Origin of the sequence: Myxococcus sp. AM009 (assembly GCF_013372605.1) — a bacterium.
GTDB classification, from domain to species: domain Bacteria; phylum Myxococcota; class Myxococcia; order Myxococcales; family Myxococcaceae; genus Myxococcus; species Myxococcus vastator.
This window is the reverse complement of the sequence record NZ_JABXEP010000122.1, coordinates 1-25,660: the sequence shown is the minus strand read 5'-3', so window position 1 is coordinate 25,660 and position 25,660 is coordinate 1. Positions and strand designations below refer to the sequence as shown.

At 70.6% G+C, this 25,660-nt stretch carries 15 protein-coding genes and 1 pseudogene; 3 read left to right on the top strand and 13 right to left on the bottom strand.

What is annotated here, in order from left to right; genetic code table 11:
• Positions 1-105 precede the first annotated feature (105 nt).
• The 4 genes from HV824_RS25780 to HV824_RS25765 all read right to left on the bottom strand — a co-directional run bounded on the left by HV824_RS25780 (position 106) and on the right by HV824_RS25765 (position 4,234).
• On the bottom strand, positions 106-282 hold the full coding sequence (locus tag HV824_RS25780; RefSeq protein WP_176419555.1) for a hypothetical protein: 177 nt from the start codon (positions 280-282) through the stop codon (positions 106-108).
• Between the two features lie 28 nt (positions 283-310).
• The gene (locus tag HV824_RS25775; RefSeq protein ID WP_176419586.1) at positions 311-1,486 is read right to left on the bottom strand and encodes an SDR family oxidoreductase; all 1,176 of its coding nucleotides are present in this window, start codon (positions 1,484-1,486) and stop codon (positions 311-313) included.
• 46 nt (positions 1,487-1,532) lie between these two features.
• Positions 1,533-2,834: an NTP/NDP exchange transporter gene (locus HV824_RS25770; protein ID WP_255208341.1), complete on the bottom strand. Its 1,302-nt coding sequence runs from the start codon at positions 2,832-2,834 to the stop codon at positions 1,533-1,535.
• A gap of 95 nt (positions 2,835-2,929) precedes the next feature.
• On the bottom strand, positions 2,930-4,234 hold the full coding sequence (locus tag HV824_RS25765) for a pyridoxal phosphate-dependent aminotransferase (RefSeq protein ID WP_176419584.1): 1,305 nt from the start codon (positions 4,232-4,234) through the stop codon (positions 2,930-2,932).
• A 265-nt stretch (positions 4,235-4,499) separates the two neighbouring features.
• Here HV824_RS25765 and HV824_RS25760 point away from each other — a divergent pair, with 265 nt between their 5' ends.
• Positions 4,500-5,192, top strand: a complete 693-nt coding sequence (locus HV824_RS25760; RefSeq protein ID WP_176419583.1) for a hypothetical protein — start codon at positions 4,500-4,502, stop codon at positions 5,190-5,192.
• An 11-nt stretch (positions 5,193-5,203) separates the two neighbouring features.
• Here the strand turns inward: HV824_RS25760 and HV824_RS25755 are convergent, their stop codons facing one another.
• The 9 genes and pseudogenes from HV824_RS25755 to HV824_RS25720 form a co-directional block, all read right to left on the bottom strand.
• Positions 5,204-7,168, bottom strand: a complete 1,965-nt coding sequence (locus HV824_RS25755) for a 4-alpha-glucanotransferase (RefSeq protein ID WP_176419582.1) — start codon at positions 7,166-7,168, stop codon at positions 5,204-5,206.
• A gap of 84 nt (positions 7,169-7,252) precedes the next feature.
• Entirely contained in the window at positions 7,253-10,438 is a 3,186-nt protein-coding gene (locus tag HV824_RS25750) for an efflux RND transporter permease subunit (RefSeq protein ID WP_176419581.1), read from the bottom strand.
• A 43-nt stretch (positions 10,439-10,481) separates the two neighbouring features.
• The gene (locus HV824_RS25745) at positions 10,482-11,648 is read right to left on the bottom strand and encodes an efflux RND transporter periplasmic adaptor subunit (RefSeq protein ID WP_217917733.1); all 1,167 of its coding nucleotides are present in this window, start codon (positions 11,646-11,648) and stop codon (positions 10,482-10,484) included.
• A gap of 204 nt (positions 11,649-11,852) precedes the next feature.
• Positions 11,853-12,923 (bottom strand): ADYC domain-containing protein, encoded by a 1,071-nt coding sequence (locus HV824_RS25740; RefSeq protein WP_176419579.1) that lies wholly within the window; start codon positions 12,921-12,923, stop codon positions 11,853-11,855.
• Positions 12,924-13,001: 78 nt separating this feature from the next.
• Positions 13,002-16,826, bottom strand: a complete 3,825-nt coding sequence (locus HV824_RS25735) for an SUMF1/EgtB/PvdO family nonheme iron enzyme (protein ID WP_176419578.1) — start codon at positions 16,824-16,826, stop codon at positions 13,002-13,004.
• Between the two features lie 119 nt (positions 16,827-16,945).
• Complete coding sequence (locus HV824_RS25730; protein ID WP_176419577.1) at positions 16,946-17,407, bottom strand: response regulator; 462 nt, start codon at positions 17,405-17,407, stop codon at positions 16,946-16,948.
• A gap of 160 nt (positions 17,408-17,567) precedes the next feature.
• Positions 17,568-19,043: an Ig-like domain-containing protein gene (locus HV824_RS25725; protein WP_255208340.1), complete on the bottom strand. Its 1,476-nt coding sequence runs from the start codon at positions 19,041-19,043 to the stop codon at positions 17,568-17,570.
• A gap of 45 nt (positions 19,044-19,088) precedes the next feature.
• Positions 19,089-19,394 (bottom strand): annotated as a pseudogene (locus HV824_RS38270) (hypothetical protein); the annotation flags it as partial.
• 264 nt (positions 19,395-19,658) lie between these two features.
• Positions 19,659-21,305: a carboxypeptidase-like regulatory domain-containing protein gene (locus HV824_RS25720; RefSeq protein ID WP_255208339.1), complete on the bottom strand. Its 1,647-nt coding sequence runs from the start codon at positions 21,303-21,305 to the stop codon at positions 19,659-19,661.
• 259 nt (positions 21,306-21,564) lie between these two features.
• Between HV824_RS25720 and HV824_RS25715 the strand changes: the two genes are divergently transcribed.
• Positions 21,565-22,017 carry an HIT family protein gene (locus HV824_RS25715; RefSeq protein WP_176424471.1) on the top strand — a complete coding sequence of 151 codons (453 nt, stop codon included), beginning with the start codon at positions 21,565-21,567 and terminating at the stop codon, positions 22,015-22,017.
• A 68-nt stretch (positions 22,018-22,085) separates the two neighbouring features.
• Positions 22,086-25,660, top strand: a 3,575-nt coding sequence (locus HV824_RS25710) for an AAA domain-containing protein (protein ID WP_176424470.1), incomplete at its 3' end; no start/stop codon positions are given.

The window sequence follows — 25,660 nt, the reverse complement described above, 5'->3', positions numbered from 1 at the left end:
CGCCAGAGGGGGAGGGCGAACCCGATAGATGGGTCGAAATCCGGGGGATGCTCCGAGTCCATCGGGGCATCCCTCGTTGCTTTGCGGGGTACCCGGCCCGTGTACTCACGCCGCCTGCAGCACGGGCGTGCCACGGGCGCGGAGGAGGGGGGATGCGGCGTCCGTCAGCAGGTCGGGCGTCATGATGGCCTTTCCCCCAGGCAGCGAGCCGCGCTGCCCCACCCTTCGTGCCAAACCGGCGTCCTTGAACGCAAGGACGGGCGGTGGGAGGAGGCGCTTCACCCGCCCCTCCCCGCGCTCGGGGGCTCGCTCAGCCCGCGGTGGCGGTGCCGCGCTCCTGGTGCCACGCGGCCAGCACTTCCTTCTCCCGCTCGGCGGACAGGCCGGAGCGCGGCTTCGCCTGCCGCTCGGGCGGCAGCGTCTTGAACCAGGCCAGCGTTTCGCGAATCGTCTCCGTGGCCGGGCGGAACGTGAGGCCCGCCGCCAGCGCCTTGGCGATGCTCACCTTGCCAATGCCTCCCTCTTCACCGTTGCGCGGCATCCAGGCGGGCATGTCCGACCACGCCTCCACCGTGTGCTTCGTGAGGAAGTCGGCGTCCACCCACGTGAAGCGCGCGTCGCTGCCCAGGGCCGTCTTGTTCGCCTCCAGGAAGTCCCGCATCAGCAGCTCCTGGCTGGGGCCGGTGGCGTTGAAGATGCCAGTGACGCGGCGCTCCACGGAGCGGATGACGAACGCCGCCAGGTCGTGGACGTCAATGAACTGCAGGGGGTCCTGCCCATCGCCGGGCGCCAGCACCTCACCGCCGCGGGCCACGCGCAGCGGCCAGTAGGTGAAGCGGTCGGACGAGTCATCCGGCCCGACGATGAGGCCCGGCCGCACGTTGAGGACGCGCCCCGGGAGGGCGGCCTCGGCGGCCTGCTCGCACAGCGCCTTCAGCGCGCCGTAGTGCTTGTCCACCTCTTCGTTCGCCGGGTCCTCCATCGTCGCGACGGCGGCCGTCTCGTCGAGCCCCTGCCGTGACAAGTCCTTGTAGACGGAGATGGAGGACACGAAGGTGTAGTGCTGGACGTGAGGGGCCAGCAGCTCCGCGGAGGCGCGCACGACGCGCGGCACATAGCCGGAGGTGTCCACCACCGCGTCCCACTCGCGGCCCTCCAGCGCCTTCAGGCCCGCGCCCTTGTTCGGGTCGCGGTCACCCGCGAGCTTCTCCACGTCCGGGAAGAGGCCCGGGTTCGTCTTGCCCCGGTTGAAGAGCGTGACGGTGTGGCCGCGCGAGCGCGCGAACTCCACCAGCGCCGGCCCCAGGAACGCGGTGCCGCCCAGGATGAGGAGGCGCAGCGGCGCGGCGGGCGCGGAGGCCTGCTCCCCCTGCCCCTGGGTAGACGACGCGGCGGCACCGGACGTGCCCGTGGTGGCGCACCCCATGGCCCAGAGCGAGCCGGCCGCGGCCGCTCCCTGAATCACACTCCTGCGAGACAGCGTCATGCGGGACTCCTCCTGCGTGTGTGGACTGACTGCGTGTGGATGACCGCTAGCGGGCCGCGGCCTCTTCGGACACCGGCGCCTCGGGCGCGGCGGCGGGGACCACCGGCTCCGCCTGCCGCCGCTGGTGACGCGCGAGGTACAGCGACACGCCCAGCCACAGCCCGGCCAGGGGCACCGCCGCCAACGACAGGCCCGTCATGCCCAGGCCCAGCTTCGTGAGGCCGCCCTGGAGCCAGGCGCTCACCGTGTCGCTGCCGCGGTACACCACCGTGTCGATGAAGCTCTTCGACTTGTAGCGCGCCTCGCGGTCCACGGTGGTGAAGAGGACCTCGCGCGAGGGCCGCTCCAGCGCATAGTGGCTGGCGCCGCGCACCGCCTTGAACAGGATGAGCACGGTCAGCACCGGCATGGCCGCCAGCCCCAGGAAGCCCAGGCCCGTCACCACCGGCGCCACGGCGAGCCCCGCCCCCAGCCCCAGCCAGGAGATGACGCGCCCGGTGACGAGCGTCTGCAACCCCAGCGTCGCCAGCTGCACGTAGAAGTCGATGTCACCGAAGAGGGCGGTGCGGCTGGCCGCATCGTTGCCCATGGCGGCGACGAGCCGCACCTCCTGGAAGTAGAGGAACGTGGAGGTCGCCGCGTAGAGCAGCACCTGGAGCCCCAGCGCCAGCAGGAACGGCGACGTCACGATGAGCCGCAATCCCGCGAGCACGCCGCCGCCCAACGGGCCCTGCGCCGCGGCGGGCTGATGCTGCACGTCCTGGGCCCAGCCGCTCAGCCGGCGCACGCACTGCGCGCTCACCTCCAGCAGCACCACCGAGATGAGGATGAGGTTCACCGGACCCACCGGCTCGGCGAGCCGTCCCACCAGGAAGGGCCCCACCAGCATGCCCGTGGTGCCCCCCGCGGCGATGAAGCCGAAGAGCCGCTTGCTCTGTCCGCTGGCGAAGACGTCCGCCATGAAGCTCCAGAAGATGGAGACGACGAACAGGTTGTAGACGCTCAACCAGACATAGAAGACGCGCGCCACCGTCTCCCGCGCCACCCCGAGCTTCAGCACCACGAAGAAGCCCAGCAGGTTGAGCAGGAAGAAGCGGTAGACGCGAGGAATCACCACCCGCCGGGGCCAACGCGACACCAGCGCGGAAAAGGCAGGCACCGCCGCGAGCATCACCAGGAAGGTGGCGGTGAAGAGCCAGTCCAAGCCCTTCACGCTGCCCGCCGTGCCCATCTCATTGCGGATGGGCCGGAGGATGGCATAGCCACACATCAGCGTGAAGAAATACAGGAACGACCAGCGGACGGCGCCGACCTCCTCGTCCCGAACATCCACGAATCGCCTGAGCATGGAGGAATTCACGTGAGCGGCCCAACGAGGCCCCGGGCAACGTATTCCCAGGACCGCCATGATGGAACGAGCGCGGCGGAAAGATGTTGCGAGGATTACGCGCCGGCGGAGAGGACCTCGCGGAGCGCCGCCTCCACCCGGGGCAGCGTCTCCTCGATTTCCTTCACCGACGTGGCCCCCACCGACAGGCGGAACCACCCCGTGTCCGCGTCCAGGCCGAAGGCCTGGAAGGGCACCACGCCCAGGTTTGCCTTCTCCAGCAGGAGCTTGCGGATGTCATCGTTGGAGCGCAGGCCCCCCTTGCCCACCAGGTCGAAGCGCACCGACAGGTAGATGGCGCCCTGCGGCGCGATGTGCTGGACCGGCAGCCCCGCCTCGCGCATGCGCGTGAGCCCCTGGTGCAGGGCCTCCAGCCGCGCCTCCACGGCCTTGCGCATCCCCTCCAGGAAGGTCTCCGTCGCCGCGGTGTCGTCGAGGTAGCGCGCCACCGCGACCTGCTCCGCCTTGGGGGCCCAGGCGCCCACGTGGCCGAGCACGTCCCGCATGCGGGCGATAATCGTCGGCGGCCCCACGCCCCAGCCCACGCGCACGCCCGTGGCGGCGAAGGCCTTGGAGATGCCATCCACGAACACCGTGTACGGCGCCACCTCCGGCACCAGCGACACCGGCGTGACGTGCCTGGCCGCGCCGAAGCTCAGCACCCAGTAAATCTGGTCGTACATGAGGATGAGCGGCTTGCGGCCCTGCTTCTCGCGCTCGCGGTTCTCCGCGACGACGCGCTCGCAGATGGCGCCCAGCGTGTCCGGCTCAATCATGGTGCCGGTGGGGTTGAGCGGGCTGCACAGGCACAAGAGGCGCGCGGCGCCCAGGTGCGGCGCCAGCTGCTCCACGGTGGGCATGAAGCCCCGCGCGGCGTCCGTCACCACCACCGCGCTCTTCGCGTCCATCATGTGCGCGTAGTGGTTGTTGTTCCACGAGGGCACCGGGTAGACGACCGTCTCCCCCGCGTCCAGCACGCTGCGGTACGTGCTGTAGATGATGGGCCGCGCGCCTCCCGCGATGACGATGCCCTCCAGCGGGTACTTCAGGCCCAGGGAGCGCTCGTAGAAGCGCTGCACGGCCTGGCGGAGCTCCAGCACGCCATCCGACGGCGGGTAGTTCGTCTCTCCCGCCTGGAGCGCGGTGGTGATGTGCGTCTTCAGCGCGTCGGGGATGGGGAACTCGCGCGGGTTGAAGTCGCCCACCGTGAGGTTGCACACCTTCTGGCCCTTGGCGACCCGCTCGCGAATCTCCGCCGCGATGCGGAGGATTTCGCTGCCGACGATGCCACGCGCCATCGTTCCCACGGTGGCGTCGTCCTTGGAGGGACGGGGAAGAGAGGTCAGGTCGAGGGGGGCCATGCGAGGGTGCTCTCCGGTTCGTGCGCGTTCGGGGGCCGCGCGGGCAACTTGCGGCGCGGACGATAGTCGCGGCCCCACCGTCCTGTGTCATGCATTCGTGGTGACGGAGACCCTCCGGGGCAACCGGCCCTCCGTGGAAATTTCCAGCGCTTCCGGGGCCGTCCAAAGGTGTTCGCCTTGCCCGCTTTCCCGTCGTGACACTGGCCCCCGGACCGCCGCCCGTGCGAGACGATGGGCCGAACTCGCAGGCCCTGGCAGGAGGGGAATGATGACGCGGTCCGGACGGAGGATGACGTCGCTGTGGTTGGCCGGGTGTCTGGCATTCGCCGGGTGCGCCAAGAAGGAGGAGCCCGCCGCGGCCCCCACCGGCGCGCAGCCCCAGCCCGAGGTCCAGGCGCCACCCACCTCGCCGCCCCCGGGCACCCTCCCGCGCGAGGGCGAAGCTGCCGCCAGGCCGCCCGTGCACACGGCCTCCATGGGTGACAATGAGACCGAGCCGCCTTCGCATGCGCCCGCGAAGAACCGCGAGTGGACCACCACCCCGGTGTCACTGAAGCGGCGCCCGGCCCAGTCGGTGACGCTGCGCTCGGTGCGCGCCGGCACGCATGCGGACTTCGACCGCGTGGTGTTCGAGTTCGACGGGCCACAGGTCCCCGGCTACCAGCTCCAGTACGTGGACAAGCCCATCATCCAGTGTGGCTCCGGCGACGAGACGCCCCTGGCCGGCAAGGGCTTTCTCCAAGTCACGCTCTCACCCGCGCGCGGCCATGACGACCAGGGCCGCGCCACCGTGGCCGCGCTGGAGCTGAAGCCCAGGCTGCCCACCCTGCTGGAGCTGGTGCGCACGTGTGACTTCGAGGCCGAGGTGACGTGGGTGCTGGGCACCAAGGCGCCCAACGACTTCCGCGTCATGGAGCTGAGCGAGCCCACCCGCCTCGTGGTGGACGTGAAGCACTGAAAGCCCAGGCGTCACCCGGCCCGCAGCGCGCGGGCCAGCGCGTCCAATCCCTCCAACAGGCGCTGGTGCCGCGCGCGGGCCAAAGCGCCCTGGGCCCGCAGCGCCATGGCGAGCGCCGCGGGCAGGTTCACCGCGGCGTCCGCCTTCAGCCGCTCGCGGTACTGCCGCGCCCAGTCCTGGGGCACGCGCAGGGACCAGTTGCGCTCGTCCACCGTGCCGGGCGCGTTGTACGTCTCCGGCATCCCGAGCAGGTCGGTGAAGAACATCATCACGTTGCGCGCGCGGCTGGCGAACAGGTCCGCCACCTTCGCCTGCGCCAGCCGCCCCGGGCTCGTGGACAGCTCGCGCGCGAAGGCCTCGCGCTCGGAGGGCTCGGGGCACAAGCGCGCGGCCAGGTACTCCGCCTGCGCGCGCAGCGTGCCCTTCCATTGCCAGTCCGCCACCAGGCGCCACAGGGACTTCGTGTCGTGGTTGCCCACCATCACCCAGTCCTCCGGGCCCACGTTCTCACTGCGGTACACGTCCGCCGGGTCGTGCAGGTCCGCCTTCTGCGTCACGCGGAAGCGGCCCAGGCCGTACTGCGCCAGCACGCGCTCCAGCGGGTACGGCAGCGTGCTGAGCACCTCCGCGAGCAGGTCCCCCAGCTGCCGCCCATTACGGCGCGACGCCTCCACCACCGTGTCGAAGAGGACGCTATAGCGGCGCACCTGTTCGGGCGAGAGGTCCTTCACCCAGCGGTCCGCGTAGCGCGACACGGCGCGGTCCACCTGCTCCGGGTGCACGAGCGCGAAGCGCGCCAGCGCCGGGTGGTCCGGCAGGTCCGGTGACGAGAAGAGCCGCGCGCCATGTTGCACGGACCACAGCGCGTCCGGCAGGTCCGCGCGGTACACCCACGGGCACACCAACCCGTGCGGGTGGTCCAGCCGCAGCCCGTCGTACTCGCCGAGCATCTTGTCCATGCGCGCGTTCATGAAGCGCAGCACGGGCCCGTTGCGGCTCCCGGCGTTCGCTCCGGCGTCGTCCGGCTCGAAGTACTGCTCCGGGTCCATCACCGGATAGTTCCACGGCTGGCCGTCCGGGTTCGTCCGGCTGGGCGGCGCGCCCATGAGGTAGGTGCGCAGGAAGAGGCCCTGCCAGGCCCACGCGTCGCGCGGAGACAGGCCAATCTGGAGGTCGCCGTACAGCTTCAGCCGCCACGCGGCCACGCGCTCGCGCAGGCCGTGGTGCTGCGCGTGGACCAGGAACTGACAGAAGGCGTAGCGCTCCAGCGTGTCCGCGTAGCGCAGCTCCAGCTGCGTCAGGCGCGCGACGGCCGCCGCTTCCTCCTCCGGGCGGGGATTCCACAACCGCCCGTCCAGCGAGTCCGCCCAGCGCCGCCAGTCCGGCTCGCGCTTCTCCTCGCACAGCACGTCGAAGAGGGCGTCCCGCACCAGCCAGGCCCGGTGCTGCTGACGGAAGGTGTCGAAGCGCGCGGCCAGCGCCCGGATGGACGGAGCGGCGTCCGGCGCCGCGCGCTTCTGCTGGAACGTGCGCCACGCTTCGTTCAGCAGCGTGGTCTGCGCGCGGAAGGCCTGGCGGAAGCGCTCGCCGGGGGGCAGCGCCTGGGGACGGCTGGCGGCGAGCTGCGCCACGCGGCCCGGGGGCAGCAGCGCGCCCCAGGGCTCGGCGGCCTCCAGCGGCGCGAGCGCCACGTTGAGGAGGTTTCGCGAGAAGAGCGTGCCGTCATACGGCGAGGCGTTGAACTCCGTCACCTGCCCCTGCGGCCCCAGTTGGATGCCGTTGAAGCCCAGCTCCCGGGAGAACGCGAGGAAGCGCGCCGCTCCTTCCGAGTACGGCGAGCCCCAGCCCGTGTCCTCTTCTGGAAGGCTGGGGAAGCTCGGGTCGTGGATGCTGAGCACCCAGTTGCGGACGTCGAGCGCGGCCAGGGCTTCAGTGACGAGTCGATGGTGATTTTCAGGCAGCAAGGCGCGAGACATGGCGGAAGGGGCTGACCCTACGGCCCCTGGCGCGCTGCGCCAACCGTCCTGTCGTCCTGAGTCCGCCCGTTCGTTGCCGAGCCCTCAATCGTGCCGGGCCTGAGGGGCGGGCCGGGGCTCTCCACGGCCGCCGCCTGGGGCGTGGGGCCGCTGTTCGGGAGGCTTCATCCGGAAGAGCTTGCGCAGCACGCGGGTGGCCCACGTCCGGCCGTCCACCAGGATTTCGTACACCGTGGGAATCACCAGCAGCGTCAGCAGCGTGGACGTCACCGTGCCGCCAATCACCGCGCGTCCCAGCGGCGCGCGGAAGTCGCCACCCTCGCCCGCGCCGATGGCCACCGGCACCATGCCCGCCACCAGCGCGAAGGTCGTCATGATGATGGGGCGCAGACGGATGCGGCCCGCTTCGATGAGCGCCTCGCGCAGGGGCATGCCCTTCTCGTGTGACCACTTGGCGAAGTCGATGAGGAGGATGGCGTTCTTCGCCACGATTCCCATCAGCAGCATGATGCCGATGAGGCTCATGAGGTTGAGTGTGTCGCCCGTGAGCAGCAGCGCCAGCACCACGCCGATGAGCGACAGCGGCAGCGAGAGGAGGATGGCCAGCGGGTCCAGGAAGGAGCCGAACTGGATGACCAGGATGAGGTACATCAGCATCAGCGCCATGCCGAGCGCGATGAACACGCGCATGAACACCTCGGCCTGGTCCGCGGACTCGCCGCCCGTCGTCAGCGTGTAGCCCGGCGGCAGCTTCACGCCGTCCAGCCGCTCCTGGATGTCCGCGCCCACCTCCGACAGCGAGCGCCCCTGCACGTTCGCCTGCACGTTGATGACGCGCTCACGGTTCAGGTGCGTCACCTGCGCCGGGCCCAGCGTCTGGCGGATGTCCGCCACCTGCCCCAGCGGCACCAGTCGGGGCGGTCCGCCCGCCGCCGCGCCCACGGAGATGGGCAGCCGCGACAAGTCGTCGGGGTTGTCACGCGCCGTTGGCGCCAGCCGCACCATGACGTCCCTTGTCTCGCCAATGGGGTCCACCCAGTCGCCCACGTCCAGGCCCGCGAAGGCTGGCCGCAGCACCTGGGCCACCTGCCCCACCGTCACGCCGAGCTGTCCGGCGAGCCCGCGGTTCAGCTCCACCTCCAGCTCCGGCTTCTGCCCTCGCGTGGACAGGCCCACGTCCACCGCGCCGGACACCTGCGCCACTTCCTCCTGGACCTGCTGCGCCAGCTGCGTGAGCACCCGCTGGTCCGGTCCGCGCAGCTCGTATTGGAGCTGCTTGAAGGCGCCGCCGAAGCCCGAGGTGAAGACGGAGACGGTGGCGCCGCCGATGCGCTTCATCTCCTCGCGGAACTGGACGCCCAACGCGTCCTGGCTCACGTCGCGCTCCGCCTTGGGCGTCAGCCGCACGTACACCAGGGCCTGGTCCACGCCGGGCGCGCTGAGCGCCAGGGGCACGCCGATGGTGGCGTAGGTGTAGTCCACCTCGGGATGGGCGCGCAGGGCGCGCGTCACCTCGTCCACCTTGCGCCGGGTGTACTCCAGGCTGGAGCCCGGCGGCGTCTCCACCAGCAGCTCCACCTCCGCGCGGTCGCTCACCGGTACGAAGCCCGCGCCGCCCACCGTTCCCTGGAGCACCAGCGCGCCCACCAGCGAGCCCACCGCCACCAGCACCATCACCAGCCGGTGGTCCAGCGCCCAGGCGATGACGTGTTTGTAGCGCTCCGCCTGCCGGTCGAACCAGGCGTTGAAGCGGCTCAGCGTCCGGGTGATGAAGCCCGGGTTCTTCTTCGGCGGCTCCGGCCAGTACGCGCTCAGCATCGGGTCCAGCGAGAAGGACACGAACAGCGACACCAGCACCGCGCAGGCGATGGTGAGGGCGAAGGGCTTGAACCACTGGCCGGCCACGCCGTACATGAAGGCCACCGGCACGAAGACGGCGACGATGGAGAAGGTGGTCGCCGACACCGCGAGGCCAATCTCCGAGGTGCCCTCGCGCGACGCCGTGTAGTGGTCCTTCCCCATCTCCACGTGGCGGACGATGTTCTCCCGCACGACGATGGCGTCGTCGATGAGGATGCCGATGGCCAGCGTCAGGCCCAAGAGCGACATGGTGTTGAGCGTGAAGCCAAAGGCCCACACGCTGATGAAGGACGCCAGCACGCTCACCGGCAGCGCCAGGCCGGTGATGACGGTGGAGCGCCACGAGTTGAGGAAGACGAAGACGACCAGCACCGTGAGCAGCGCGCCCTCCACCAGCGCGGACTGCACGTTGTCCACGGCGTTCTCCACGCGGACGCCGGCGTCGCGCACGATTTCGAGCTTCACGCCCGCGGGGAGCCGCCCCTGGAGCGCCCGCACCCGCGCACGCACCGCGTCCGCGACCTCGGTGGTGCTGTAGCCCCGGGTCTTGAGCACTTCGATGCCCACCGCCTGGGCGCCGTTGAAAAGCGCCAGCGTGCGCGGCTCCTCGGCGCCGACGAAGACGTCCGCCACCTGCTCCAGGCGGATGGCCTGACCGTTGCGCGAGGCCACCACCATGCGCCGGAAGTCCTCCACCTTCTCCAGCCGGCCCTTGAGGCGGATGGACTCCTCCCGCAGCGGCGCGTTGATGCGGCCCACCGGCGCCGCCAGGTTCTGCGCCTGGAGCGCCGCCACCACCTCTGCCACCGACAGGCCCGCGGCCTGGAGCGCCGCCGGCTTGAGCTGCACCGTCATCTCCCGCGCCACGTCACCCACGACCTCCGCCTGGGCGACGCCAGGCACCGAGCGCAGCTCGCCCACCACCGTCGGGTCCGCCACCAGCGACAGCGCCGCGACGTCCAGCCCTTCCGACGTGAGCGTCAGGGACACGATGGGCTGGTCCGCCGGGTCGAAGCGCGTGAGGATGGGCTCCTCCATCTCCTGCGGCAGGTCCGCGCGCTTGCTGGAGATGGCGTCCCGGATGTCCTGCGTCGCCTCCTGGATGTCCTTCTCGAAGTCGAAGAACACCGTGAAGGACGCCAGGCTGTCGGTGGCGATGGACGTCGTCTCCTTCGGGTCCACGCCGCTGATGGCGAAGATGGCGTCCTCGATGGGCTCGAGGATTTCCCGCTCCACCGTCTCCGGCGAGGCGCCGGGATAGACGATGGTGACGCTCACCACCGGGGGCTGGATGTCGGGGAACTCGTCGGTCTCCAGCAGTCCCAGCGACACGAGCCCGAAGACCACCAGCGCCAGCATCGAGGTGATGGTGATGATGGGACGCTTGATGGCGAAGTCGGAAATGAACACGGACGTGACTCCAGGCTTGGAGCAAGGGTGGGACGGCGCGGCCTCACGGCGTGGGCTGCCGCGCTCCAGACGAGGGCGGCGGTGCCTCCGAGCCGCCAACGCCGGGCCCCGGCTCCCCCACGGGCTTCGAGTCTGGACGCGGGGGCGACACCTTCACGCGCGCGCCCTCCGTCACCTCGCTCCGCGCGGCGCCCAGCAGCACCACGTCGCCGTCCTCCAGTCCTGAGCGGACCTCGACCTGACGCGCCACCTCGTCGCGCAGGCCCAGGGTGACCTTCACCCGCTGCACGCGCCCCTCCTGGATGCGCAGCACGGCGAGCTCGGTCCCTGTGTCGTCGATGGCGTCGATGGGAATCGCGACCGCCTGCGTGCCCTCCGAGGCGACGCGCCCCTCCGCGAAGAGCCCCGCCAGCAACTGGAGGTCCGTGTTGGGGATGGCCACGTAGAGGCGAACCTGGCCGGTGGCCGGGTCCACCACCGGGTTGATGCGCTCCACCGTGCCGCGGAAGGCGCGGTCCCCGTAGCCCGTGACGCGGAACTCCACCGGCGTGTCCACCCGCACCTGTTCGAGCTGCGCGGCGGGCACGGAGGCCTCCAGGCGCAACGTGCGCGGGTCCACCACCGTGAAGAGCGGCGCGCCAGGCTGGACGACGTCGCCCGCGCTGGCCTGCCGCTCACTCACCACCCCCGCGAAGGGCGCGGTGACTCGCGCGCGGTTGAGCTGCTCCCGCGCCAGGGCATGCCGGGAGCGCGCCTCCGCGAGCTGTCCCTTGGCCTGCTCCATGGAGAGCTCCGCCCGCTCGAAGTCGCGCTGGGTGATGACCCCCGCCTTGGACAGCCTCGCGGCGCGCTCCTGCTCGGCCTCGGCCACCCGGAGCGCGCTGCGGGCCGTGCGGACCGCCGCCGACGCCGCGATGAGCTGGTCCTTCAGCGTGACGTCCTCGATGCGCGCCAGCTCCTCGCCCTTCTTCACCACCTGGCCCTGCTGGGCCTTGATGTCGAGGACGGTGCCGCCCACCTCCGCGCGCACCGCCGCCGCCGTGCGCGCCTGCAGGTTGCCGGAGATGCCAGGGCCGGAGCGCAGCTGCCGCACCTCGGCGCGGGCCACGTTCTCCTGGCCCAGCGTCACCTTCAGTTCCTCTTGCTGAGGCGCGGGCGCGGCTTCCTCGCCCTTGCGGCAACCGGACAGGGCGCAGAGCCCCATCAGCATCCCCGCCGAGGCTCCGCCGAAGACCTGTCGTATTCGAGCCCGTCTCACAGCGCGTCTCCCATCTCCGCCCCCCAACGGCGAGCCGCCTAACCATGGTGTCGGCCCCCTGCCCCCGGTAGCCGTTGACAACGACGTCTACCGCCAGCAAGCAGGCCGGGCTGACGGGCTGGCGAGCCTTCTCAGGCGCGCCAGGGCGGACCGTGCCTACGGCGCGGGAGGCACCTCGCTCATGATGAGCGTGCCGGCCTGGAAGTGGGCCCACTTGCCGCACTGGGTGCGCGGCGTCTGCTCCGGGCAGCTCACGGCCTGCGCCGCGCGCGTCGTCTGCGTGAAGCAGCGCGCACCATTGGCGTCCCACTCGGCCTCGTGCAGCCACGCCTCCGTATCCGTCTGCACGTTCACGCCGTCATGGAGGTTCACCCACTGGCCATCCGTGGTGTGTGACGTGCCGTCGCCGCAGAAGTCCGCGCGCACCATGCGCGTGCACGCCTGGTGGTGGTCCGCCAGGCTCAGGCCGTCCGCCGTGGTGCCCCAGGGCCGGTAGCCGAAGCGCACGCACTTGGCGATGGCCGCCCCCTCGCAGGCGAAGGTGAAGCGCGCGGCGTCATCCACCTTCGCGCCGCCGCCCGGCTCGCCCTCGCGATAGTCCCACCGACCCGCCACGGGGATGGCGCCCAGCGCGGCGCCGTCCGCCGCCGCGCACGCGGGCCTCCAGAGCGCATCCGCCGCGTCGTAGTAGGAGACCTGGTACGCCCAGACGTCCGCGTCCGCGCCCGCGCCAGGCTCGATGCCGTCGACGCGCAACTCCACGGTCTCCCCACTGCCCAGGTTGCCGATGAAGCGCGCGCCCAGGAAGGCCTGGCCGGACACCGGGCCGCTGGAGGCGACGCCGTGGAAGACGCTGCCCTCCAACCGCACCGCGCCCAGCACTTCCTCCGCGATGCGGGCACCCGCCAGGTCCACGGACACGAGCAGCTGTCCCAGCTCGGGGGTGTTCAGGTTGCGGCCATTCAGGTTGCGGCCATTCAGGTTCCGTCCGTTCGGTGCCGCCAGCTCCGCCACGCCTGAGCGCAGCGCCACCGGCTCCGACTCCGTCACGTTGCCCGCACACCCCACCATGCCCACCGCGCTGACCAGCGCAGCCACCGTCTGCTTCCAAGCGCCCATCACCGACCACCCTCCCGGCCCGACCACGACGGCAATGTCCGCAGCGGCCCCCCGCCCAGCAACTTGCGCGAGCCCCCGCAGGCACTTGCTTCGTCCACTGCGCATCACCCGCCCAAGACGTCAGGGCGGACACAGGGTTCCTCCGTCCGGTAGCGCGCGGAGCGGATGTAGGGCAGGCAGGCGGGTTTATGGGTGCGCGGTGGATGCCACGTCCGCGCACACCCGCATGCCCACCGTCACGTCACGCAGGGACGGCTCCGGCAGCTCGCGGTTGGAGACGCGCGCCGAGGTCGCCGCGAAGGCGAAGCTGCCCCCACGCGCCACGGCCTTGCCCGGCTCCAGCCAGGAGCGGGTCCACTCCCACACGTTGCCGGACATGTCGTCCACGCCGAAGGGACTGCGCGATGCGGGGTGACTGCCCACCTCGTCGGGGCCGAAGCCTCCGGGCTGCTTGCCGTAGGTGGTGTCGATGTTGGCGTCGTCCGGGGCCAGGGTGTCGCCGTGCGGGTACTCACGCCCGTCCACGCCGCGCGCCGCGCGCTCCCACTCCAGCTCCGAGCAGAGCCGAGCGCCGGGGACCCGGCCGCTCTCCGACAGCCACACGGCATAGGCCTCCGCGTCCGCGAAGGTGATGCCGCTGACGGGGAAGCGCAGCCAGTCCTGCGCCGCGCGCGAGGTGCGGCGGGCGTAGCGCAGCGGCTCCCCGGCCCGCGCCACGTAGGGCTCGCTCCCCGGCTGGAAGCGCAGCCGCCAGACGCCGTCCACCTGTCCCAGCGCGAGCAGCCCCGCGTAGCCGCCCGTGCCCACGCGCGGTAGCCGCTGTGCGCGTTGCTCGGACGGCAGCGACTCCACGTAGGCCAGCCACTCCGCATACGTCACCTCGTGCCGGGCCATCAGGAACGCGGGGACGTCCACGGGGTGCAGCGGGACGGCGTTGAAGAACTCACGCACGCTGGCCTCGGCCGCGCTGCCGAACTTCACCTCGCCCGGCGGCACGAAGACGAAGCCCTCCGGCACGCTGCCCACGCGCGGCAGCGGCACGCCGAGCCGCCGCGCCTCGCCTCGCCGCAGCAGCACCCACTGCACCACCGGCTCGTAGCCGAGCGCGCGCGCGGAAATCTGGTACGTGCCCGGCGCCACCTCCGCGTCCAGCCAGCGCCCCGGGTCCGCTTGCAGGGGCGCTCCCAGCCGATACGCGCCCTGCGCAGCTCGCGTCAGCGGGCGCAGCTCCACCTCCGCGCCTGGAACGGAGGTCTCCAGCGTGAGGCGGGCCGCTTCGTTCCAGCGCCGCCAGCGCGTGCCCGCCGTGTCGTAGAGCCGCAGCCGCTGGAGCAGCGCGGGCAGCGTCGCGGCGTCTTCGGCCTGCTCGGCCCACAAGGCGCGCTCGTAGAGGAAGTCCGCCAAGGCCTCGCGCACGTCGGCGCGGCCGGGCGCCAGCGCCAGGGCGCGCTCCAGCCGTCCGGCCACCTCGTCGAAGCGGCCTCGAAGCTGTCCCGCCTGCGCACCGGCCAGGCTCCAGTGCCGGTCCGCCTCGGCGCGCTGGCCGGTGTCGTAGAGACGGAAGGCCGCGGCGCGCTCGGCGCTCAGCGTGGCCCAGTCCTGACGGACGGCGCTCAAGGCCTGGGCCGCCTGGCCGAGCTCGTCGCGCACCTGCTGGTCCAGGCTCCACCGCTCCCTCAGCTTGAGCCCGCCGTAGACGAGCCCCAGGGACACGACGAAGCCCACCACCAGCGCATGCCGCGTCCGCCGGCTGCGCACCATGGTGCGGCGCGAGGCCTTCAGGAAGTCGCGCTCGCGGCGGGTGAGCTCTCCCGTGTCGAGCACCTGCGTCTCCTCCAGCTGACGCGGGCCCCACAGGGCTTCGCTCGGGAAGCCCAGCTTCTCCCAGTGCGCGGCGGCGGCCTCCAGCCGGGCTTGGACTTCGCGGCGCTCGGAGGCTTCGGTCAGCCAGCGCGCCAGCGTGCCCCAGCCGGAGAGCAGCGCCTCGTGGGCCAGCTCGTAGGACGTGCCCTCCTGGGCCTCGCGCGCCACGAGCAGCCGCGCGTGCACCAGCGCTTCCAGGGCGGCGCGGTAGCGCGCGTCGTCGCCCACCAGCTCGCGGTCCGTCTTGCGCGCGCGGGTGCCGTCCGCGGTGACGAGCCGCAGGAGCACGCCCCGGGCCGCCACTCGCTGGTCCGGCAGCAGCCGGGCCACCGCGGCATCCGCGTGCCGCGCGAGCGCGCCCTCCACGCCGCCCAGCGAGTCGAGCACCGCCTGCGTCATGACACCGGCCGCCGCGTCGCGCGCCTCCCACAGCTCGGCCAGCGCGAACTGGAGCACCGGCAGCCCGCCCTCCGCCGCGGACAGCGTGGAGGTGACGAGCGCGTCCACCAGCGCGTCGGACTCGAAGCGCACGCCCTTCACGCGGGCAGGGCCCGTCACCGCCTCCCGCGTCTCCTCGGGCGACAGGGCGCGCAGCAGGTACAGCGCGCGCGGCACCTCCGCGCCCAGCCCTGGCACGGCGGACAGCCGGGTGAGGAAGTCGCTGCGCCCCGTGGCGAGCAGGCGCACGCCGCTGGCACCCTCCGCGAGCGCGCCCAGGGCCTGTCCCGCGGCTTCCGCCTCGGCCCGCGGCGCCAGCGTCACCAGCTCCTCGAGCTGATCCACGTAGACGAGCAGCCCCTCCTGGGCGCCCAGCTTCACGCGGAGCCGGCGCACCAGGGACGTGGGCTCGGCGCGCAGGGCCTCGGCAAGGGGCTCCTCTTCCGTGTCCAGCACGGGCGCGAGCGCGGTGGCCAGGGCCGCCAGGGGCCTGCGGCCCGGCACCAGCCGCACGCCGCGCCAGCGACGCCCGTCCTCCAGGCCCCCTTCGGTGACAGCGGGGAGCAGCCCGGCGAGGCACAGGGAGGACTTCCCCACGCCCGAGTCGCCGGTGATGAGCAGGAAGGGCTCCGAGCGCATCCGCTCCAGCACCGCGCGCTGCTCGCGGCGGCGGCCGAAGAAGACGGCGCGGTGCTCCGCCTCGAAGGCCTGGAGACCACGATAGGGATTGCCCTCCGGCACCGCCTGGACGGTGTCGTCGCGCGTGAGTGCGTCCAGGGCGTCGAGCAGCTGCGAGGCGGTGGCGTAACGCTCGGCGGGCTCGCGACGCAGACACTTGTCGATGACGGCGGCGAGGTCGGCCTCCACGCCGGGCACCACCCGGGCCAGGGGGCGCGCATCCCGGTGGCGCACCCGCTCAGAGAGTTCGCGCCATGGCACGTCCCGGAAGGGGCCCTTGCCCGCGCACAGCTCGTACAGGACGACGCCCAGGGAGTACACGTCACTGCGCGCCGTCAGCGCCTCGCCCGCCCAGGCCTCCGGGGACATGTAATACGGCGTCCCCACCAGCGAGCCGCGCGGCAGCGAGGGAAGGAAGACCCCGTCCAGCGAGCGCGCGCCCAGGTTGGGGCTGGCCTCCGGGTCCAGGTCGGGAGGCAGCTCGGGTGGCGGAGTCCCAGAAGCGGGCGTCGCGACCTCCCCCGCCCCCGCGGCCCGGTCCAGGAGCTTCGCGAGGCCGAAGTCGAGCAGCTTCACCTCGCCAGCCTCGGTGAGCACGGCGTTGCCGGGCTTGATGTCCCGGTGCAGCACCCCGCGCCGGTGCGCGGCGCTCAGGCCCCGCGCCAAATCCCGCCCCATGGCCAGCACGCGCTCCCAGGGCTGGGGCTTGGGCAGCCGGTCCAGGCTCATCCCCCGGATGAACTCGGAGACGAGGTAGGGCTGCTCCTCCAATTGCCCCACCCGGTAGAGGGTGACGACATTGGGGTGCTGGATGCGCGCCGCCGCCCGGGCCTCCACCAGGAACCTCGCCAGGGCGTTGGGCCCCAGGGCGGGGATGAACTTCACGGCGACGGGGCGCTCGAGCAACGTGTCATGGGCCAGGAAGACCCGCCCCGTCCGCCCACGCCCGATGGCCCGCACAAGGCGGTACTCGTCGAACTCCTGGGGAGGAGTCCACGCATCAGGAGGCGGCGAGGCGGCCGGAGAGCCCACACCCCGTGCCTATGCATCCGTCCGCCAGGGGTCAACTGAACGGGCCGCGAGGGAGGAGACTCCAGGACGCCAGGGCCGCTGGAGTGTCCGTTGCCGAGCAGTGGCGGTGTCCTTGGGCGCTAGCCGCCCCGGACCTTCCCCTTGCTCGGCTTGAGCATGTTTCGGATCTTGTTCTCCAAATCCTGCGGCAGGCAGGGCTTGGCGACGAACTCGTCCGCCCCGGCGTCCCGGGCGTGCTCCGCGTTCCCCGCGAGCACATGGCCGGTGAGCGCCATGACGGGGATGTCCCGGGTGCGGGAGTCCTGTTTGATGCGCCGCGTCGCCTCCCAGCCGTCCATGACGGGGAGGGACAGGTCCATCAGGATGATGTCGGGCTCGCCCTCGCTGGCCTTCTCCACCGCCTCCACGCCGTTGCGGGCGGTGTCCACCTCGAAGCCGACGAACTCCAGGTACTCCGCGTACATCTCCCGGGCGTCATCGAAGTCGTCCACCACGAGCACGCGCTTCTTGTTCCCGCCCGCCGCGGGCTCCTTGGCGGCTGGCAGGTCTTCTGCCTGGACTGTCATCGCCGTGCTCTTCATGGGACAGACGCCTCTCGGGGTTGGAACGGGCGTTAGGCAATCTATACACGCCCCTCCCGACGTGCCCACCCCACCCCGCTCTTCAACGAATGCGGACCGGAGTGCCAGCGCGTGTTCATTGGAGGACAGGTGGAGTGGACGGTGGAACGTCGGCTGGGGCTCAGTTGTTGGAGCGGTAGACGTAGAGGTAGCTCTGGCCGGGAGTGCCTTCGGACTCTTCGATGCGGGCCAGGACAAGTTGGCCCTGAGCGTCCAGCGCGACGACACTGTGACCGACGGGGACCCTTCCTGGCACTGGGCGCAGCAAACCACCCAGTGGTCCCCAGGCAACGCCGTCCCAGCGGCGGACGTAAGAAACCCAAGGCCCATCGGCAATCTCAGGCTCGCCGAGCACCGCAAGCAACCGGCCCTGCACATCGACACTGAGCCCCCCGATCAGGGCATCCGTGGCACCAGGAAACAAGCCGCCCGCATGCGTACCAAGACGAGCCCACTCAGTCCCATCAAGTCGCTGGACGCCTCCAGCCCGAGCTCCATGCATATCCGAATACGTGACGACCTGAATCAGGTTGTCCTCCCCATCAAGGCCGTGTCCGCGGAGCAGCCCATTGGTGGGCGTCACCAGGGACTCCCACGCGCCGCCATTCCACCTGTGAATGTACGTCTTCGTATCGATCCCGCCCGGATTGGACTCAGCCCAGACAACGATCGGCCGTCCCTGCGCATCCAGCATCAACTCCACATGAGAGACATTCCAGGCGGCGTCGACCTTGAGAGCCCCTCCGAGCGGCACCCAATCAGTTCCTCCCCAAGCCAGGACGGAAACCTGGGATTCCTGATTCGATTTCTTCTCCCGGAAAGCCATCGCCATGTCGCCACGGGCGTTCGCCTTGAACTGTAGAATTTCGATGATTCCCTGCGACAGGCGCGCCTCGACTGGCCTCCCCACGAGAGTCCACTGGCTTCCCGACCAGTGGCGGACATGAACATTGACATACCCGGCCGCCGTCCCTTCCGTCCAGGCTACGACTGGGTTTCCGTCCGGAGAGCTCTGGAGCACATATGAGTAAACATATGTCTCACCGCCATTCGCATCCAGTACATCTCCCAGCCGCTCCCATGAAGTCCCATTCCACCGCCTGACATGGACGCCCCAATTTCCTGGCCTGGCGCCACTAACAAACGAAACAATCGAGCTGCCAGTTGCGTCAAACGCAAGCGATGGAAAATACACAGTGGGGTATTCAGCAGGCTCAGCAACAAGACCGCCACCCATGGAGAGATAGGCCGGGTACGTCCAATCCCAGGAGTCCACAGGGCCAACAAGTGCGTTTCCTGCTACGTCCGCCACCGAATCAGTGAGCGTCACGGACATCGTCGTATCGACCGGAACCGCGTCCAGAGGCCGCAACGTCAGCGAAGTACGTTCTGCAGAAAGCAGCAATTCCACAGGAACCTCAATGCCATTCGACCAGAGCTTCACGGACTCGGTCGTGACAGAGCCAGGCTCAATAGGCTCGGAAAATACGGCCTGGATGGGATGGCGAACCAAGGCCGTCTGAGTCCCTGGCAAGGGTGATTGTAAAAGAAGCCTCGGTGCCTTCCGGTCCACGGTGAGCGTGCTCGCATCGCTCATGAGCCTGCGTTCTCCGATGGTGACCCTCGCAGCGAAGCTATGAGTCCCCTCGTCCAATGCCTGCGTGCTCCAGCGCAGTTCGTAGCGCGGTGGAGGCAGCAAGGCGACCGGATTCCCGTCGATGAACAGCTCAACAGCGTCCGGAGCATCCCCTGTCACGGAGGCACGAACCCCTACGTCTCCATTCGTCACGGTCCGCGACAGCTCAAGCGTCACTGCGGGAGTGGATGACCCCGCATCCGCCACAGGACCTGCGTCAGGCGAGTTAGCAACAACATCGACTTCAGGCACATTGATACATGCCAAGAACAGGGAACTGAAACACACTGCCCAAATTCGTATAGAGCCCATTTGTCCTACTCGGGCATGCAGCAGCCATTCCCAGGAAAGGCGGGCTTTGCTGCCCCAAAGGCTTGGATATTCGATGACTTACAGGGCAGGAGCCGTCCGAGCCCACCCGAGGCACACCACACCTTGGACCCTGGGTCCGGGTAGGTGGACTCTTTCTCCGACCGGTGTACTTCAAAGCCGAAACACAACACCCCCGCGGGGCAATGCCCCACGGGGGTGTCTGTTCAAGCCCAAACGTCTAGCGAAGCAGACGTGCCTGAGAACTCACGGCAGGGCGGGAGGAGCAGGATGCACGCCAATCCCCGTGATGGCCACATCGCTCGCAAGAGGCTGGCCCCAGACGTTCTCGTAGGTCCCGCTGATCCCGCGACTCCCCAGCTTCGAGAAGCCCACCGTAATCTCGGTTCCAAGCAGATTGGGGTTGTTCGGCCCAGCATAAATGAAGCGGAACCGAGAGCTGTATCCCGACCTGATGATTGGGAACACAGGGTTTTGGATAGGCGTGGTGGTATACAGCGGGACTATCGGCTCGGCCTCGAGCAGGTCGAATCCCGTCAGGAAGCCCTTTTCACCTTGCGAATCGCCGAGCGTGCCGCTGTTGTTCAAGTCGATGTTGAAAAAGACTTGAACGAGCTCCCCAGTCGCGACTTTGCTCGCAATTGGATGCGTGAAGTAAACATAAACATATTCACCGACATTCAATTGACCCGAAGTCGGGAGTGTCACTGACGTTTCATGGTACCGCGACTCTGCGATAGCCGTCGGCTGCTGCGGTCCGCGAGGCTCACCCGCGAAGAAGAAGCCCCGGGAACTGAACAGCGAGCCGCCCTCGGCGGACACCGCGCGCACGTCCAGGTTGTACTCCTTACCCTCGACGATGGACCCGGGGTTGACAGTCGCGCTGTATCCACCGTTGTTCACGGTCGCCGTCACGCCCAGCGATTCACGCGCATCCTCGTTGGTCATGCGCACGAGTAGCGAGTCCTGCTGAATCGGCTGGTTGAAGAACAGGTGGATGGGCTCGCCCGGGCGAACCAGGTTGCGCAGCGGGTGCAGGTCAGCGGCGGCGCCCCTCAGGCTGGCCACGTTGCTGCTCTCGATGCTCAGCGGCACGTTCTGCGGACGCGAGTACGGCAGGCTGATGAGCCGCGTGGTGCCGTTGGCCACCACCTCGGCCCCAGAATACGTGCTGACGTAGCCGCCCGTCTCCGGAATGCCGTCGCCGTTGCTGTCCATGGGCGACACCCACAGCTTGTACTGCCCGGCGCCGTTGCGAAGACGCGCCAACTCGGACGCGCTCGGGATACCCGTGAAGGAGAGCAGGCCCTGCTCGTTCGCGGTCGCATCCACCACCACGGAGCTCACCATCGACGAGGATTGGTCACCGTTGTTGATGGACCCCGCCGGCGTGGCCTCCAGCGTCGCACGGGTCCCCGCCGCGGGACGGCCCGTCGGCGTCACCACCAGGAAGTTCAGCGTGCCGTCCAGCCGCGTCAGCGTGATGGGGCCGAAGCTCGCGTTGCCGTTGTTGATGGGGACATTGCCCGCCGTCGTCGGCACCGTCGCCTGCGCGCGCAGCGTGGCGTAGCCCGCCTTGGAGAACGTCAGCAGCACCTGCGCGCCGCCCGGCACGTTCGTGTAGGTGAAGTTGCCCTTCGCATCCGAGAGGGCCGCCACCGGCTCCGCGGAGCTGCCGATGGTCATCTCCACCGAGACCTCCGTCAGGGGCTGCAGGCTCGTGCTCAGCACCTGGCCCGACACCGTGCCCTTGGGATTGGCCGGCGTCACCACCGTCACCGAGTCAGGTTCACGCACGCCGTCCGCGATTCCGTCTCCGTCCGCATCAACCAGGTCGTCGCCACAACCGAACGCCAGGAACGGAACCACGGCCATTACCAGATGCTTCTTCATCTTCCCCGCCTTGAAAGAAAAGTCCCCAAGTATCACCGCCTCGACATTCCACGAGGCACCAGCCGGACACTCTCCGACACTTGCCCGTTCCGTCAAGAAGCCCCCCTTGATTCAGGGCCGGTTCTCATCCGCCGAGACGCCCGGGGCCGGGTGTGTCACGGATCACTCGGAGAACCCCGTATGCCCTCAGCGACATGAGTCACCGTTGACCCAATCGCGTGACCCACCCGGGCTTTCCGCGGACTGCTAGCGTGAGCCCATGCCGGATGTCTTGGATGTGAATGACCCCTGCCTCGGCTGCGCCATCGTGCGTGGTGCGACCAGGCCCGTGGGAGGCGTCATCGCGCGCGCGCCGGGGCTGGTGCTGCATGGCGTGGCGGGCCCCAGCCCCGTGCCCGGCTGGGTCGTCCTCTCCAGCACCCGGCATGTGCGCGCCTGGTATGACCTGGAGCCGGACGCGGCGAGCGAGCTCGGCCCCTTCGCCGCCCGGGTCATGCGCGCCCAGCGCGAGGTGCTGGGCGCCGAACACGCCTACGCCTTCGCCATTGGCGATGTGCTGCGCCACTTCCACCTGCACCTCGTCCCCCGCTATCCCCACACGCCGCAACGGCTCTGGGGCCGCGCCGTCTTCGACGCTCCCGCTTCCGACCACCTCCCCGCGCGGGAGCTGGAGGCCGCGGCCCAGTCGCTCGCCGCCGCGCTGGCGGGCTGAAGGCCCGGGCCCAGGGCGCCCTCGCGTGATAGAGACAGCGGCCTCCCCTCCCGTCGAGAGGTGCCGCCTTGTCGCCCGAGCCCCGCAACCGCGTCCTGGAAAAAATGCTCGAGCGGCTCTACGCCGCGCTCGCATCCGGCCCCAGCCTCAACAGCCGGCCGCACAACAGCCGCCAGCGCGTGGACCTCGCCACGCTGAGCCGGCTGGATGGCACCGCGCCGCACACCGTGCTGGCCGCCCTGCTCGGAGAGAAGGCCCAGGCCCGGCTCGGCGTGAAGCCGCCCCCGCCCGAGGCCCGCAAGGGCTCCGCCCAGGCCCGCACCGCTCGCTCCCGGGACGACGAGGCCACGGAGACGGATGCCGACGACATGCTGGACGCGGCACCCACGGCCGCGCACGCGCTGGACGACGATGGCGTCCGTTCCCGCGACGTGCCCTCCGACGCCGCGCTTCCGCTGAACGCCCCCCAGGCGCCTCCTCGCGACGTGGCCTCCGACGCCGCGCTTCCGCTGAACGCCCCCCAAGCGCCTCCTCGCGACGTGCTCTCCGACGCCGAGGCACCGCCGCTGGACGAGGCCCACGCGACCTCCCGCGCGGAGGAGGAACAGCAGGCCCTGCTCCGCAAGCTGGCCGCCATCGTCGAGGACGCCCGCACCTTCGAGCAGGACACCGGCGCCCACGTCCTCCACGTGGGCTTCCCCCTGCTCCACCTGCCGCCGGGCGCCAAGGACAAGCGCGGCTTCGGCACCCGGCGCATCCTGGCCCCCATCGCCTTCATCCCCGTGCGGCTCACCCTCAAGAAGGGCCGCATGCCGTCGGTGGAGCTGGAAAGCGCCGAGGCCGGCGTGGACCGCGTGGCCCCCAACACCGCGCTGCTCGCCTGGCTGGAGCAGCAGACCGGCCAGCGGCTGGGTGACCTCTTCGCGGATGAAGCAGGCGCGGACCCGTGGCGCGAGCTGAACGAGCTGGTGGCCGCCGTGTGCAAGGCCCTGGAGCTGCCCGCGCCCTCGCCGTTCACGCCGGAGACCCTCCTGGCCGCCGTTCCGCGTGGCGACGATGCCCAGCCCCAGGCCGCCATCCTCCCCAGCGCCGTGTTGGGTCTGTATCCCCTGTCCAACCAGAGCCTCGTGGACGACATGCGCGCGCTCCTGGACGGCGAGCCCATCTCCGGCCCGCTGGAGAGCTTCCTCCGCGTGGACGTGTCGCTCGGCCTGCCCCCGGGCCACGGCGGCGGCGAACCCAACCTGGAGGGACTCAAGCGCGCGGACGAGGAGCGGCTCGTCACGCTCGCGGACCCGTGCCAGGCGCGCGCGGTGCGGCTGGCTCGCAGCAGCCGAGGGCTCGTCATCCATGGGCCTCCGGGCACGGGCAAGTCGCAGACCATCGCCAATGCCATTGGCGACCACCTGGCGCGCGGGGAGCGCGTGTTGCTCGTCTGCGACAAGCGCACCGCGCTGGACGTGGTGAAGCACCGCCTGGACCACCTCGGCCTGGGGCACCTGTGCGCCGTCGTCCATGACGCCCAGCGTGACCAGCGCGACCTCTACATGGGCATCCGCGAGCAGCTCGACGCGCTGCCGGAGACTCGCACCGACGCGGCCGTGGCCAAGGAGCTGGCGCGCATCGACACGGAGCTCCAGTCCCTCCACGACGAGCTGACGTCCGCCGACCGCGCCCTCTCCGAGCGCCCCGATGGAGGCACCGCGCCGTCCTTCCACGAGCTGGTGGGCCAGTGGTTCTCCGTGGAGGCCCCCGACTCGCTCACGCCCGCCGCGTCGAGTCTCTCCGATGCGCGGCTGAGCGACGTGACGACGCGCGAGCGCGAGGTGCGCGAGGTGCTGGAGCGCGGTGGCAAGGAGGGCTACCCGGAGAACCCCTGGCGTGAAGCCCTGGGCGGAGACCTGGCCAGCTACCTCGCGACGCCCCTGGCCACCTATCGCGAGCGGCTGAGCGACATCGACAGCGCGGCCCAGGAGGCGGATGCCCTCGTGTCACCGGACGTGCCCGTCTTCGGCGCGGACCCTCGGGCGGAGGGCGCGGCGCGCGCCGCCTTCGCGGAGAAGCTGGCGCCGCTGCTGGAGTCGGCCCGCCCGGACGTCCTCGCGCGCTGGGGCTCGGCGGCTCCGGACGGGGTCCAGGCCGCGCGGACCCAGCTCGACGGGCTGGCGGCGCACCGGCAGGTGCTCGCGGAGGGGCCGCTGGACGCGGAGCTGGCGCTGGTCCACCGCGAGCAGCCCCAGGCCTTGAGTGTGCTGGCCCCCGCGATGGCCGCGCTGGGCTCGTACCTGGACATCGCGCGCAAATGGTACGCGTTCTTCTACTTCGCGCGGAAGGCCGGGGCCCGCCGGGTGCTCCAGCAGTTCGGCCTGACGCTGAGCATCCTCGCCGCCGAGCGCGTCACGCGGTTCTTCACGGGCGTGAAGGCCCGCGCACTGCTCACCGAGTACCACCGCGCCACGCTCGTCCCGGGAGACACCTCGACGCTCACCGACGAGGCCCTGTCCCAGACGCTTCGCACCCACGCGGCCCTCTTCGAGTTGCTGCAGGAGCTGGAGCGCACGCCCTTGCTCGCGTCGTGCCGGGACGCGGTGCGGGCTGCCTTGACGGCGGACGCGGGGGCTCGCGCGGCGCTGCTGGCGGGCCTGCGACTGTCCGCGGCCCGAGGCGACGCCGTCGCGCGGCTGGAGGTCCGGCTCGCCGAGGCGGGGCTCTTCTCCGCGCCGTGGTTGGACGCGCGCTCGCGCGGGCTGCGCTCGGGCGAGCGCCTGGCCTCGGTCACCGCAGCCCTGGCGTCACGGCTTCCCACGGTGGAAGGGCTGCTGCGCATGCGCGCGGTGCTGGCGGCCATGCCTCCGGCGCTGGAGGCCGCCGTGGAGCGGCTTGCACGTCAAGGCGCGGAGACCGAGGCGGGCTGGCGCGCGGTGCTGAAGGCGACGCTGGCGGCGGAAGCGTCCGCGAGACTGAGGGAGGCCCCGGCGCTCCAGCACATCGACGCCGAGCGCGTGCGCACCACCCATTCGCACTACCGCGCGCTGGAGGAGAAGAAGCGAGTCCTCGTGCGCGACGCCCTGGTCCACCGCTGGACGCAGCGCCAGCGCGAGCGGCTGCTGGCGGGCACGGGCGGACGGCTCAACGGACAGGGCGCGGAGCTGCGCCGGCGGCTGATGCTGCGGGGCGAGCGCGCCATGCGCGTGCGGCAGGTCATCGCCACCGGGCAGGGCATCGAAGGGGGCGACCCGCTCTTCGACCTCCGCCCCGTGTGGATGGCCAGCCCGCAGACAGTGGCGCAAATCTTCCCCCGCCGCCCCATCTTCGACGTCGTCATCTTCGACGAGGCCTCGCAGTGCCGGTTGGAGGAGGCCCTGCCCGTCCTCACCCGCGCGCACCGCGTGGTCATCGCCGGGGACCCGAAGCAGCTGCCACCCACCCGCTTCTTCGAATCCGCCGTGGTGCAGAGCGCGGAGCTGGAGGCCGAGAGCGAGCAGGGCCTCTTCGAGGAGCAGCAAGCCGAGGTGGAGGACCTGCTGTCGGCGGCGCTCAACCTCGACATCGACCAGTGCTACCTGGACGTGCACTACCGCTCGCAGAACGCGGACCTCATCGCCTTCAGCAACGACCACTTCTACGACAAGCGGCTCCAGGC

Excerpts from the sequence above, each read along its gene's own strand:
- HV824_RS25775 (WP_176419586.1), bottom strand. The coding sequence starts at position 1,486 with ATGACGCTGTCTCGCAGGAGTGTGATTCAGGGAGCGGCCGCGGCCGGC.
- HV824_RS25770 (WP_255208341.1), bottom strand. The coding sequence starts at position 2,834 with ATGCTCAGGCGATTCGTGGATGTTCGGGACGAGGAGGTCGGCGCCGTC.
- HV824_RS25765 (WP_176419584.1), bottom strand. The coding sequence starts at position 4,234 with ATGGCCCCCCTCGACCTGACCTCTCTTCCCCGTCCCTCCAAGGACGAC.
- HV824_RS25760 (WP_176419583.1), top strand. The coding sequence starts at position 4,500 with ATGATGACGCGGTCCGGACGGAGGATGACGTCGCTGTGGTTGGCCGGG.
- HV824_RS25755 (WP_176419582.1), bottom strand. The coding sequence starts at position 7,168 with ATGTCTCGCGCCTTGCTGCCTGAAAATCACCATCGACTCGTCACTGAA.
- HV824_RS25745 (WP_217917733.1), bottom strand. The coding sequence starts at position 11,648 with ATGCTGATGGGGCTCTGCGCCCTGTCCGGTTGCCGCAAGGGCGAGGAA.
- HV824_RS25730 (WP_176419577.1), bottom strand. The coding sequence starts at position 17,407 with ATGAAGAGCACGGCGATGACAGTCCAGGCAGAAGACCTGCCAGCCGCC.
- HV824_RS25725 (WP_255208340.1), bottom strand. The coding sequence starts at position 19,043 with ATGAGCGATGCGAGCACGCTCACCGTGGACCGGAAGGCACCGAGGCTT.
- HV824_RS25720 (WP_255208339.1), bottom strand. The coding sequence starts at position 21,305 with ATGAAGAAGCATCTGGTAATGGCCGTGGTTCCGTTCCTGGCGTTCGGT.
- HV824_RS25715 (WP_176424471.1), top strand. The coding sequence starts at position 21,565 with ATGCCGGATGTCTTGGATGTGAATGACCCCTGCCTCGGCTGCGCCATC.